Annotated in this window: 9 protein-coding genes; 4 read left to right on the top strand and 5 right to left on the bottom strand. The window is 34.4% G+C overall.

Going from position 1 to position 13,349, the window contains the following annotated elements; translation table 11 throughout:
- Nucleotides 1-265 precede the first annotated feature (265 nt).
- From A8L32_RS19630 to A8L32_RS19610, 5 genes are all read right to left on the bottom strand, one after another.
- Nucleotides 266-3,157 (bottom strand): ligand-binding sensor domain-containing protein, encoded by a 2,892-nt coding sequence (locus A8L32_RS19630; RefSeq protein ID WP_075591294.1) that lies wholly within the window; start codon nt 3,155-3,157, stop codon nt 266-268.
- Between the two features lie 244 nt (nt 3,158-3,401).
- Nucleotides 3,402-4,424 carry a DUF481 domain-containing protein gene (locus A8L32_RS19625; protein WP_075591293.1) on the bottom strand — a complete coding sequence of 341 codons (1,023 nt, stop codon included), beginning with the start codon at nt 4,422-4,424 and terminating at the stop codon, nt 3,402-3,404.
- 69 nt (nt 4,425-4,493) lie between these two features.
- Nucleotides 4,494-5,612: a BamA/TamA family outer membrane protein gene (locus tag A8L32_RS19620; protein ID WP_075591292.1), complete on the bottom strand. Its 1,119-nt coding sequence runs from the start codon at nt 5,610-5,612 to the stop codon at nt 4,494-4,496.
- Nucleotides 5,613-5,866: 254 nt separating this feature from the next.
- Nucleotides 5,867-6,514 (bottom strand): hypothetical protein, encoded by a 648-nt coding sequence (locus A8L32_RS19615; protein WP_075591291.1) that lies wholly within the window; start codon nt 6,512-6,514, stop codon nt 5,867-5,869.
- Between the two features lie 234 nt (nt 6,515-6,748).
- A complete protein-coding gene (locus A8L32_RS19610) occupies nt 6,749-7,489 on the bottom strand; it encodes a hypothetical protein (protein WP_075591290.1) in 741 nt (246 codons plus the stop codon).
- Nucleotides 7,490-8,675: 1,186 nt separating this feature from the next.
- Between A8L32_RS19610 and A8L32_RS19605 the strand changes: the two genes are divergently transcribed.
- The 4 genes from A8L32_RS19605 to A8L32_RS19590 all read left to right on the top strand — a co-directional run bounded on the left by A8L32_RS19605 (nt 8,676) and on the right by A8L32_RS19590 (nt 13,338).
- Nucleotides 8,676-10,184, top strand: coding sequence for an arylsulfatase (locus A8L32_RS19605; RefSeq protein WP_075591289.1), 1,509 nt, complete (start codon nt 8,676-8,678; stop codon nt 10,182-10,184).
- A 166-nt stretch (nt 10,185-10,350) separates the two neighbouring features.
- On the top strand, nt 10,351-11,382 hold the full coding sequence (locus A8L32_RS19600; RefSeq protein ID WP_075591288.1) for an HAD family hydrolase: 1,032 nt from the start codon (nt 10,351-10,353) through the stop codon (nt 11,380-11,382).
- Nucleotides 11,383-11,419: 37 nt separating this feature from the next.
- The gene (locus A8L32_RS19595; protein ID WP_075591287.1) at nt 11,420-12,388 is read left to right on the top strand and encodes an AAA family ATPase; all 969 of its coding nucleotides are present in this window, start codon (nt 11,420-11,422) and stop codon (nt 12,386-12,388) included.
- An 11-nt stretch (nt 12,389-12,399) separates the two neighbouring features.
- Nucleotides 12,400-13,338 carry a DUF58 domain-containing protein gene (locus tag A8L32_RS19590; RefSeq protein ID WP_075591286.1) on the top strand — a complete coding sequence of 313 codons (939 nt, stop codon included), beginning with the start codon at nt 12,400-12,402 and terminating at the stop codon, nt 13,336-13,338.
- Nucleotides 13,339-13,349: the final 11 nt, after the last annotated feature.

Raw genomic sequence — 13,349 nt, 5'->3', positions numbered from 1 at the left:
TTAACTTTCGAAAGCAAATATCTAGCTAAATGTTAATGTTTGATAATTTATTACTTCATATAAAACTCATATTTACACCAATTACACCTCATATAAACCTCACACTACAAAATACAATAGTCTATGCTACTGCGTTTTAAAAAATACAAATACCATTTTTACACTACATTTAAAACTTCATAATTGGGCATAACAAGGCAAAATGCATTTTATACATTTTTTAACATTTAATCTCTTTAAAATAAGGGAGGATAATAACGTTTAATTAAAGCTTCGCTATATATGAGGATAAATTATGACCTTGATCAATACCAAGCTTTTGGCGTAATTTATAGCGGTTGTTTTCAACCGCCCGAGTAGTGATATTCATTAAAGAAGCAATTTCTTTTGAAGACATACCCATTTTAATATAGGCACTCAACTTTTGTTCTCTTTGGGTTAGTTCAGGATGTTTTTCAACTAATCTTTTCAGGAACTCCTCATGTACTTGTCCAAAGTGCATCTCAAAAACTTCCCAGTTATTCTCATTATCAATATCCTTATCAATCTTACGAATTAAAGAAGACATCTTTTTATCCGCATCATGATGATCTTTAGTTTTAATGATTCTTTTTAACTGAGCCTTAATATCTGATAGCAGCTCGTTCTTTTGGATAACGTGTATGGTTGAATTAGCGAGTTCTTTCTCTTTAAAAACCATTTCTCCACGCAATTTATCATTACGTGTTTTAATCAATTCTTTTTCCGATTCTAAGGCTGCATTTTTTAAACGCTCTTCTTTGTCTTTAAAACGCTGTTGTTGCTTAAGTTTTTCCTTTTGCCTACTTAGCTCAACACGTTTTTGAATAAAATAAAACAGACCTAAAGCAATTATAATTAAAAGCACCGCATATAATACTTTAGCCTTGGTAGACCTATGCCATGGAGGTAATACAACAAATTTAAACTGAACAGGTTTAGCCTCTACCCCATAGCGATTTTTAGCACGTACTATTAAGGTATATTCTCCCTCACGAAGGTTCGAATAAAATTCTGTATCCTGCGTTTTCCACTCAGAAAATTGTGAGTCTAAACCTTCTAGTTTTGTAGCATACATCACGTCTACACCCTCCATAAATGAAGCAGCATAAGTAATTTGAAATGCATTTTTCCTAAACTTAAAATGAGGTACATAACTTTGTTCTGGTGAATCGTCTACGCTTATAATGCTATAATCCACAGAATCATTTTCGCATACAAAACGCTGTATATGAACATCAAATGGAATTTGGTAGTTTTTTATTTCGTTAGAGGAATAATGTGCGAAGCCATCTTCAATACCAAAAAAGGCATTGTCTTGATTTAAGATGGAAACAAACTCAAAGCCGCTTACTAGCTTGCGCTCCAAAGCCAAAAATGGGTATTCAATCTTTTTATAACTACCATCTTCAAGATATCGCAACACCCCCACACTAGCCTCATGAAAATACCATATATTATTAAATTGATCTTGTTTAATAGAGTTTGGATAATTAGAAGAATAAAAGAACTGATCTAGCACAGTATATCTGGCAAACTGATTATTATTCTCATTGAAATAATAGATACCATCCTTACTTGTAAACAAACATTGATCATTAATTTTAGTTAATACAAGACTTGAACTATTATCGGATACATCGGTATTTTTAAAAACCTTTTGGCTTAGTACTTTTGAAAAATCTTCATTGAATTTTAATCGATACAATCCTTTATATCCGTGCGACATCCATAATTGTCCATCATCATCCCACTCTAAAAATCTACTAGATTCATTAAAGCCTTCTACCATACCCTTAAACTGCCATACACCATCTATTTTCTCAAAAACACAAAGGCCTTCGTAAGTTCCAGAAATTAATAAATTAGGATGATTAGGGATAGGTTTAAAATTCCATACCCCATTAATATCATCTGGCGTTAATTGATTTACTTGTTCGTTAACCCATGAAAATGCACCCAAATCGTGACCGAAAAGTAAATTTTCCTCATCCTTATAAATACTCCAAACTTGTCCCTCAGAGCCTGGAATCCTTATGAAATCATCTCGCTTTTTAAGCGGATCGGTAAGCACTTTCTCTGAAATTTTATATAAGGCTTGATTGGTTCCAAAATAATATTGTCCGTTAAAACTTTCGATAACGTATCCTGTTCCAATATCATAATATCCCTGAATAAAGGTAACATTAGAATTAAAGTTTACCCGAGCAATACCATTATCTAATCCACACCATATATTTCCTTCTTGGTCTGAAAAAGTACTTAATACTGTATTATTTTTAAGTCCTTTATCTTTATCAATCTGCATATAAATATCTCCACGTTTAGAGATGATAACCAGCCCACCTTGAATGGTTCCATATACCAGAAAATCATCCAAATACTTTATTCCAGAAAAGATATTTACTTGTTTTAAAAGCGAATTTGCAGGAACTTCCCAAGCTATTATATTTTCCATATCCCACTTATAAAGGCCCTGCTTCATAGTGCCAATAACAATGGAACGTTCTGATAACGCTAAAACAGATTTTACCTGTTTATCGGAAAAAACCTTACCTCCATTAATGGGGTAAACAGCTTCTCCTCTTAGCTCCATTAAACCTTCCTTTTCATCGTGTATAATAAATAAGCCATTGACTATATAACAGGATAAAAAACGAGTAGCTGCAGGTACAATTCTCACTAACTCATCATCTTTAAAAATACATAAACCATTATGCGAATGAAAAACTACTTTATCATTCCAGGCATATATATTCCAAAAGTCGCCCATCTTTTTTATATCAGAACTGGATAATGACTTATAATTATTTCGGAATAATGAATCGTATTTAAAATATCCTATCTCGCCAAAAGAACCCGCATATACCCTATCTCCAATACTTTTTACACTTCTAATAATAAAATCGCCAGCCTCATCATACATTCTCCATCTTTCGCCATCAAACTCTAGCACACCATCGTTATTGGCAAAGTACATAAAACCTGCATTGCTTTGTGTTATCTGCCAGTTTTGAGTAGCTCCGTTATATTGTCGCCTATTGAAATATTCTAATTCAGGAATTCCATTTTTTTGTATTTGTGCAAATACACTTAATGTGGATAAAATAAAAAGGATTGTATATAGTGCCTTACGCATTGTTTCGGGATTTTATGAACGGAGTTACAAATTAACAATTTTACTTTCTTTTGCAAAAGGAAGGTTGGATAGTCAGTAGAAATGCATTGAAACAAATCTATAATATACCACCCTGCCTAAAAATCAAGAGGGGAAAGCACTGCGGAGTTCTCCTCATTTTTAAGAATGAGTAGGGAGCTGTTTTCAAGAATATTAAACACAATTACCTTGGTGTATAGTAAAAACTAAATCCATTAACATCACTTTACCATTCCCATCCAAAACCAGTTTGAAATACGTAATCGTACTTACTTGAACCTTCTGATGGTTGGTTATCAAAGTTCATTGAAGTCCCTATTTTTACATAGAAATCTAGCGGTAAGTCATATTTGAAGTTAATATTAGCATCCGTCCTGAAACGTCCTTTTTCTGTTAATCCAAAATAAGATATAACCCCAACACTTAGGCTCAAGTCGCCCACATCATACAAATTTAGCTCTGTACCCAAGTATGACTCCCATGAATTTTTACCTTCTGGTTCATTGGAGTACTTCTCCATATTTCGGTTAACGCCTATTTTACCTCCCCAAAAAGCGCTGTTTGTTCGAGTAAAAAAATGACCAAAACCTTGTTGCATATTATAACGCATATCTATTTTTTGCTCGGTATTTGATAATATAGATAAGGTAGTTATGCAATACCAATTTTTAGGAAGCACATATCTAAAGTTTGCCGAGCCATCACTACGCTGTATGGGATCCGTATCATCTTGAACACTTTGTAATGTATTAAACAATATATCAGAAGACCACTTGTTAGTTTTATAACCCATCTGAAAACTACTTGTCAGTTTTCTCATTTGGTTTGTTTTTGCCAAATCAATACCAATATCTATAGCGGCGCTAAACCTATCCTTAAAACCATCATCGTATGAGTTTAAGTATACTATTGATTGTATTTTAAAGGTTGTAAACTTATTTTCGTTATTAATGGCCTTAACAATTGAATCATTTTCTGATACCAAGGTGCTATAATATTGATAGCCTTCCTTAAGCATAATAAGAAAATGTGATTGTGTTTTTACCCAAGCAACTTCTTTCCACTCAATTAAAAAGTCCTTATCACTATAGTCCGTTTTCATGGTTAGAACGCCCTTATCCATCGTTTTTATTTCGCCAACAATAAGGTCTCCATTAGAAAAACGTACAGAATCCTTTTGAGCGTGAACATGATGATGAATAGTACTCAGCGCAAAAATAAGCAGTATAGCGTGTAATATTGATTTCATGAGATGAATGAGTAATTACTTTTTTATTGGCTTCGGTTTAACAAATCTAACAACATTTTAAATCAGATACTATCTTCCAAAAGTTTCTCCAATCCTAAAGGATAAACTCCAATCATCCTTTCCTGCTCCAACATCAATCCCCACGTTAATTTTTTCTTTTTCTATCATACGATAGCGTACCCCAACACCTACGCTAGGGAGGAATTCAGAATGTCCTATTTCCGAAAATTCATTTGTGGCGGTACCGGCTCCTAAAAAAGCAACCATACCAAACTTTTTGTACAGATGCTGGCGTAACTCTGCTTGAATCGCATAAATCTGTTTGCCTCTATATTTGCCTTGCGTGTAACCTCTTAAGTCATCGCCTCCAATGGTATTTTCTCCTTGAAAAGGCACATCACCTGCTGATATATCTGCGAATACACGAGGTACCAGTATCGATTTTTCATTGTTTTTTATATCCCAAAAATAATTGAAGGACATTTTATAATTTTCATAATCGCTTGAAGCACCTAAACCTTCGCGAATAAAGTTATTGCTGAATTGTATAAAGTAACCTTGGGTTGGATAATTTACATGGTCTCGATTATCATAAAGTAGATTGTAGCCCAACATATTAATGTCAGCTTCTTGGGTATACTTTTCTCCCGTTATAGGGTTTTTAATGTCAAACTCGGTTTTAGCTCTGGAGATGGTGGCTTCTAATCCACCATAAAAATGAGGAACAATTTGTCGTTTCACATCGGTGCGAAAGAATACCATGTTGGTTTGATAATCAATCCAGATTCCATTATCGTTATAACTGCCATAACCTCCCGTAAAGCCTGGCAGACCCTGAAAATATTGAAAAAATATTTGCCCTGTACCAGCAATTACTTTAATCCGCCATCTATCTTCATTTAAATATAACTGTTGAACGGCCAAACCAAAACTACTTTTACTGGTGGTATAAATACCCATGAGCATAGTAGATGAAGATGGCGAAATAGTATCTTTTTTATTGATCTTATAATACATCGATCCCATAGCGCCAGCAACCAACCCTAGGCTTCTATTGTAGTTGATAATAGGTATAGCTGCATATCTTACCTTTTTAGCAGAATCCGACTTAGCTTCGGTTGAATCCTGTGCATGAGTAGATAGGCTAATACATGTGATAACAAGAAGGAAAAGTGATTTCCATTTCATACGGGATCAATTGTTAGGTGAAATTACGAATGTATAAGCAAATATAATTGTTTATTCATTATTGTAAGGCAAAATGGATGTTGGCATTAAAGAAATAACTTGTTACTACCAAAGCTATTTTATCATTGAACATTAACTTGTCAATTAAGCTAGAATAGAAATTGACGAATTAATAAGAGACTCATGAAATAAGAGCTTCGCACACGTTTCTGGGAAAGGGTTAAGGGGTCAAGTTCTCTTTTTTTGCGAATCTACTAGCGCATACTATTAATTATACTCATCGGTATTTCAATTTTATCATACCCAAAGCATTCTCCTTCTCCTCCAACATATATTACGAACTTATCCTTTGTCATTCCCCAAGTTATCCTATAATTACTGTCTATTTCATAAGCTAAAAGATTTATACTCTTATTGTTTAACTCATTGAATTTCTTAACATATGGCTTAAGTATTCCTCTGTCAAATTTGGGAAATATAAATTCAGGACTCAGTTGAAAATAAGAAAACTCCTTTTCATTTATTTTATTGGGATTCATCACTATTGAATGATAAACTGTATCCATTCTATTTCCTCCAAAATGGACAATTAGTGTTAAAAATTCAATAGAGAGAATCGTGTCTTTCAAAAGTGCTATTTCAAAATCTCCTTTAATTATAGTCTTTTCATTTTTAGCTTCATCACACCTATGAGTATAATACTCTAAATCCGCATACTTTTCAAGAATTTTATTCAATTCAGAAACATCGCCTTTTGCAGTTGTTAATTTTGGGAAATACAACTCAATTTGACAATAATCATTATCCACAAGTGATTCAAATACTTTATCAACTTTATAATCCAATGGTTTTGAACAACTAACTACTACTATGATTATCAAAATGCACTTTAAATACTTCATTATTTAAATTTATAACCCTTCTTGCCTGAATTAACCTTAACGTACTATGTAAGATTCGTGGGATGATTTGAAAAGCCAAACTACCATAGTTACACATGACCGAAGCTTTTGTTTTGGTTATAAATTTATTCTTTTTACTGCCGAAGCAAAAGTTTCGGCGAACTCATTCAAAGAGCTAAACCATCAAATTTATGCCGACAGCCTATGCCTTTTATTTATTGTTAGCAAAAGTACTTAATTTCTCCAGACACTATTTTCCTTGTTTGGAAGTCTAAAGTTATTTGCATTTGACTGCTCTATTATCTTATCATCGTTTCCTAAACCAATTGCTAAAAATGTTTCAAAACCCTGATAGAACATCAAGTCTTCGTTATTTAGAACATTTTTAATAATTTCTATACTTTGGTTTCTTCCTGTCATTGCTTGCAATGTTGAATTTATACATTCTCTTGCATTTATATTCTGATGAAAAAATATTCGACTTTCAATTCCCTGTATATCATTCAATGCTTTTAACACAATATTACAATCAACGCTGTTTGTCTTTCTTATTATTTCCTTATTAATCTGAATAATTAAATTGTCAAAATAAATCAAATAATCTATTCCAATTGGCATTGAACCAATCTCGTTTGCCCATTCTTTTTGCGATTCTGTTATTTGTTTAGGATATCTATTGAAATTCAATGTTATATACCTTAAAAAATCTTCTGAAACGGTTAATTCTTCACCTATTTCCCATGAATCCATGAACTTCTTCAACGCTAATAAATCATGAGAGTTCTTGCAGGCTTTAAATCCTTTTTGAATTTCGTTGGTTTTATATTCAGATATCAATGCTTTAAATCCAACTTCAATTGCATAGGATAGAAGTAATATTCCAGAGGTAAACAAACCATCAAAAAACAGCCTTCTCCCTGAAATATAGTAATCATATCTTAATTCTGTCCAATGTGCTTGTTCTCTGTTCTTCATGTATTTTTGCTAACTTCCAAGCATAATCACCTTGGTGCGTTTATTTTTCTTTTAAATTATCTAAAGGTGTACAATACATGCCTTATGGGCATAAATAACACACCTAAATTGTTCGATTATTTAATTTAAATCTCTTAGCTCATATAATTCCTAGAGCAAAATACACCCACTCTGAGGAATTATCTCCATGCAATTTAGTATTTTACACTACTAATCATATAGATTATTTCATATCAATAAATATTCTAAATAAGCCTTTTTTGTTTTTATTTACCCGAACACAAAACCAGTCAACCTGTCACCCAAACCAGCCAACCCGTCATATTAACGGACGAAAACATAAGCTAAACCAGCCAACCCGTCATATTTACCAACTGAAACACCAGTTAAACCGGTCAACCTGTCATATTTACCATTAAAAACACCACTAAAACCGCTGTACTACTAGCTTCCAGACATTTACCATGCGCTTATTATAGATAGTTAACCCATAATTGATAAAAACCAATAAATAAAACAAGGGTTGAATAGCTTCAACCCCTGTTTTAAATTCTCCATTATCTCGTAAAACTATTCTCAATTGAAATAACTTCTTTTGTCTCAAGCCGACAGGCTTTTCCTTTAGCTCACAAGGCTTATTTTTTTGAGTTCATGATTTACGTTATACTCCAATTCTTCCTTCAGTCGAAGAAAGGAAACAAAGAAGACCGCCACTACTGATAAAATGGCTAAAAATCAAATCATTTGACTAAAATCAAAGAACTCGCTTCGCTCAAACAGCTTTGATTTTTATGTTACATTTTTCGATTTTCTTAACGCACTTTATCAAAGGTGAAAAAGCAACTTCTGTTTGTGTGATACAAACTATAGACCTTACATTACAGCATCCTTCAACATATCTAAAAGGTTTACTACACATCAATAATTTATAAGTTTAATAATTGAATATTATATACAACAACTGTCCATACAAATGGATAGTTGTTGTATATAATCAAACGCATATCAGATGCATAACGCAATACCGTATTAATGAACAATAAATGCATCAATGAAGTTTAATAGGCAATTAAACATATTCTGAATTGAATATACACTAGCTATTTACATTAACATTTTTATTACAGATATTTGTTTTAACCTATAAACATATTGATCAATACATTTTAAACTTAAACTTTAAAGAATGAAAACAACATTTTTAACGCTTGCACTTATAGCCTTAGTTAGTATGGGGCAAGCAAAAACTAAGAAACCCAATATCCTAGTTATTTGGGGAGATGACATAGGATACTCAAACATTAGTATTAACAACCAAGGTATGATGGGATACCAAACACCAAATATTGACCGTATTGGTAAAGAAGGTGCGGTATTTACCGATTGGTATGCACAGCAATCGTGTACTGCTGGTAGAGCCGCTTTTGTATTAGGTCAGCACCCTTTCAGAACAGGTTTATTAACCATTGGTATGCCTGGCGCAAAGCAAGGTATACAGGACGATCAACCCACTATTGCTGAGCTATTAAAAGAGCAAGGATATACTTCTGGCCAGTTTGGTAAAAATCACTTAGGAGATAGAGATGAGCATTTACCTACCAACCATGGTTTTGATGAGTTTTTTGGTAATCTATACCACTTAAACGCAGAGGAAGAGCCAGAGACTTATTATTATCCAAAAGACGAAGCGTTTCATAAGAAATTTGGTCCAAGAGGAGTTATTCACTCTTATTCTGACGGAAAAGTTGAAGATACAGGTCCATTAACCAGAAAGAGAATGGAAACTGCCGATGATGAATTTACCGCAGCTGCCATTAAATTTATTGAAAATGCACACAATGCTGGCAAGCCTTTCTTTGTTTGGTTGAGCGCAACACGTATGCATGTTTGGACGCATCTAAAAGATGAAAGTACAGGCGTAACAGGTATTGGTCTTTATCCAGATGGAATGGTAGAACATGATAAAGCCATTGGTACGGTTTTAGCAAAATTAGAAGAACTAAAAATCATTGACAATACCATTATCATGTATTCAACAGATAATGGAGCGGAGAAATTTACCTGGCCTGATGGAGGTACCACTCCTTTTGCAGGAGAAAAAGGAAGTACTTGGGAAGGTGGATTCCGTGTTCCTTGTGTAATTAGATGGCCTGACGTAATTAAACCAGGAACCATTAACAACAACATTCATTCGCATGAAGATATGATGCCAACCTTATTGGCTGCAGCAGGTGTACCTGATGTAAAAGAAAAACTGTTAACAGGTTACAAAGCAAACGATAAAACATTTAAGGTACACTTAGATGGATATAATATGATGGATGCTTGGAAGGGTTCAACTGAAGAACATCCAAGAAAAGAGATCTTTTATTTTGACGCAGGCGCTAACTTAAATGCTTTAAGATATAATAATTGGAAAATCCATTTTACTATTATGGAAGGATCAATTAATGAGGCTTACAGAAAAACACCGGCTTGGCCATTGGTAATTAATTTAAGAGCTGATCCTTTCGAAGTATCTTGGGAGTCGGCCATGTATACTCGATGGTATGGTGATAACATGTGGTTATTTGTACCAGCACAAGAGTTAGTGGGGCAATTTTTATCCACGTTTAAAGAATTTCCTCCTGTAAAAGGTGGTTCTTTGGGAATCGACAAAGTGGTTCAATCACTTGAATCACGACCTCAGAATTAAAAACAACACGCTTATCTAGAATGTAATTTTGGTTAGGCACATAAAAATTATGCAGAGTTCGCTTATTGTACTTCAACAGTAAGTGAACTTTGTGTATTTTTACCTTTAGCTCTTACATTTATACTAATTCTAGTTTTGAACAATTCCTTTTTAAACCCTATAAAATATGACCCAAAGATATTTACCCATTATAATTGTTGTTTTGGTAAGCCTTATTACGCTTTCCGCTTGCCAAAATAATCCTACCCAAACTAAGGTGGTAGAAATTAAAGTTACTGACCCTCTACCATCGTGGAATGATGGTGATACAAAACAAGCCATTATAGACTACGTAACAAGCGTTACTGATAAGCAAAGCAACCATTATATACCCATTGAAGATCGTATTGCAACCTTTGATAATGATGGTAACCTTTGGGCTGAACAACCGGCCTATTTCCAATTGTTTTTTACGCTAAACCGTATTAAAGAATTAGCTGCCGATCATCCTGAATGGAAAACAGAACAGCCTTACAAGGCGGCTATTGAAAATGACATGCACGAAATTGCCAAACAAGGTCACGATGGATTGCTTAAACTTGTAATGGCCGCTCATGCAGGAATAAGCACGGTTGAATTTGATGCTATCGTAAAAAAATGGGTGACCACAGAAATGCATCCAACAAAAAACGTTCGTTTTGATCAATTGGTTTATCAACCTATGTTAGAATTACTTCGTTACCTCAGAGATAATGATTTTCAAACCTACATCGTTTCTGGCGGAGGAGTTGATTTTATGAGAGCTATTGTAACAGAAATATATGGCATTCCGAGTGAGAAAATTTTAGGAAGCCGAATTGTAACAGAATTCCAGTACAATGATGGAGACCCAAAGATTATTCGATTACCAGAGCTGGAGTATAATAATGATAAAGCTGGAAAACCATTGAATATCCAAAAGATAATTGGTAAAAAAACTGTTTTTGCTTCGGGTAATTCCGATGGTGATTTACAGATGATGCAATGGACCGCCTCCAATGATTATGAATTCTTTAATTTGTACCTCCATCATACGGACTCTGTTCGCGAATGGGCCTATGATAGAGATTCGCATATTGGAAGATTAGATAAAGGTTTAGATCAAGCCATTAAGGATGGTTGGACAGTGATTGATATGGAGAAAGATTGGAAAGTTATTTTTCCTTATGAATTAGATTAAGCAATTTGTATAAGAATACTTCAAAAACCAAATGAGTATGACTCCATTTGAATCAATTTCAATATTAAAAGAACAAATGTCTAAGTCCATCATAGGGCAAGACAAACTCATTGACAGAATTATTTTAGCGCTATTGGCAGATGGCAATATGTTGCTCGAAGGTCTTCCTGGACTTGCAAAAACACGTGCTATCAAGGCTTTGTCTAAAAATTTAAATTGTGGCTTAAGCCGAATTCAGTTCACACCAGATTTACTTCCTTCTGATATTACAGGCACCGAAATATATGTGCCCAACGAAACCGAAAAGTTTGTGTTTCAGAAAGGGCCTATTTTTAACAACCTAATACTGGCCGATGAAATAAATCGTGCTCCAGCTAAAGTGCAGTCAGCCTTGCTGGAGGCCATGGAGGAGCGACAGGTAACCGTTTCGGCCAATACCTATAAAATGGAAAAACTTTTTATGGTGATGGCCACGCAAAACCCCATTGAGCAAGAAGGTACTTATCCCCTTCCTGAAGCGCAGATGGACCGATTTTTAGTTCACACTATCATCGATTATCCTAATGATGATGCTGAGTTGGAGATTATGCGTTTGAATAATCAAGAAGCCGCAGCTGAACATGAGGAAAAGCAAGCACATATCATTGAACAACAGGTTGTTTTTGATGCTAGAAAAGAAATTGCCAAAGTAACCACATCTGAAGAAATAGAAAAGTACATGGTTAGCCTAATCTCTGCCACCCGTTATCCCGAAAGGTATAGTGAGGAGCTTGCGCTGATGATTGATTTTGGTTCGAGCCCGCGTGGCACCATCGCTATTAATAGATGTAGCCGCGTACATGCCTGGATGAAAAACAGGGATTATGTAATTCCAGAAGATATACACAGTGTAATTAAAGATGTGCTCCGCCATCGTATAGCCATAAGTTATAAAGGCCGTGCCGAAGGTATTACTGCAGATCAGGTCATTGATAAAATAATTGAAGCTGTTGCCGTAGTTGCTTAAACCAGTCCAAAATGAAGTCCAAAAAATCAGATAAAAACCCCAATATATTTCTCAGTCTTGAAGATCTTTTAAGGTTTGAGTGGCTGAGTTCTGTAATTAATCTGGATTCAGGAAAGCAGAAGTCGAATAGTGTTTTGGCGGGCCGTTATGCTTCACGACTAAGAGGCAGAGGTTTGGATTTTGAAGAAGCCAGACCTTACGTCATTGGCGACGACATCAGAAATATTGACTGGAATGTAACAGCTAAAACTGGAAAAACACATACCAAGGTTTTTACCGAGGAAAAGGAAAAACCAGCCTTTGTATTTGTCGACCAATCCGCGTCCATGGGTTTTGGATCTAAACACAAAACCAAGGCAGTTATTGCTGGCGAGCTGGCTTCTATCATAGCCCATAAAATTAAAAAGGGAGGTGATAGAATTGGAGGTTTAGTATATACCGGTTCCGATTACGATATCATCACACCCAAAAGAGACCCAAGAAATATTATCTATTTCTTGCAAAAAATAATTGAGGCTAATAATTCCATTTATGAGCATAAGGACTTTGATTTTGAGAAATCCTTAACAGAGGTAATAGCCAAAGTAAATAATATAGTAACGCATGATTTTGTGGTGTTCATTATCAGCGATTTTTACAGATACAGCCATTCGGTAATGCAATATTTAAGTCAACTAGCACTGCATAACGATTTAGTTTTAATTAAAGTTTATGATGAGCTAGAGGAGCAAATTCCTGCTGAGGAAATTACCATTACCGACAAAACGCATCAAATTAATTTAAACGGAAAGAACAAAAAGCTCAAAGAAAACTTGAAGGAATCCTTTTCGGAAAATTATGCTCATTTTAAGTCTGAATTAGAAAAATACAATATCAGCATCTTTAAAATAAATACTTCAGAGCCTGTCGAAAATCAATTGCTCGAAGTCTTTAGTCATTATAATCAGTAAAGCATCTGTAT

This window comes from Labilibacter marinus, from assembly GCF_001659685.2.
GTDB lineage: Bacteria > Bacteroidota > Bacteroidia > Bacteroidales > Marinilabiliaceae > Saccharicrinis > Saccharicrinis marinus.
The sequence above is the reverse complement of the archived record's forward strand: the minus strand, read 5'-3'. Positions and strand labels throughout refer to the sequence as shown.

Coding starts and splice junctions, on each gene's coding strand:
- A8L32_RS19595 (WP_075591287.1), top strand. CDS start 11,420: ATGACTCCATTTGAATCAATTTCAATATTAAAAGAACAAATGTCTAAG.
- A8L32_RS19630 (WP_075591294.1), bottom strand. CDS start 3,157: ATGCGTAAGGCACTATATACAATCCTTTTTATTTTATCCACATTAAGT.
- A8L32_RS19610 (WP_075591290.1), bottom strand. CDS start 7,489: ATGAAGAACAGAGAACAAGCACATTGGACAGAATTAAGATATGATTAC.
- A8L32_RS19615 (WP_075591291.1), bottom strand. CDS start 6,514: ATGAAGTATTTAAAGTGCATTTTGATAATCATAGTAGTAGTTAGTTGT.
- A8L32_RS19590 (WP_075591286.1), top strand. CDS start 12,400: ATGAAGTCCAAAAAATCAGATAAAAACCCCAATATATTTCTCAGTCTT.
- A8L32_RS19625 (WP_075591293.1), bottom strand. CDS start 4,424: ATGAAATCAATATTACACGCTATACTGCTTATTTTTGCGCTGAGTACT.
- A8L32_RS19620 (WP_075591292.1), bottom strand. CDS start 5,612: ATGAAATGGAAATCACTTTTCCTTCTTGTTATCACATGTATTAGCCTA.
- A8L32_RS19600 (WP_075591288.1), top strand. CDS start 10,351: ATGACCCAAAGATATTTACCCATTATAATTGTTGTTTTGGTAAGCCTT.
- A8L32_RS19605 (WP_075591289.1), top strand. CDS start 8,676: ATGAAAACAACATTTTTAACGCTTGCACTTATAGCCTTAGTTAGTATG.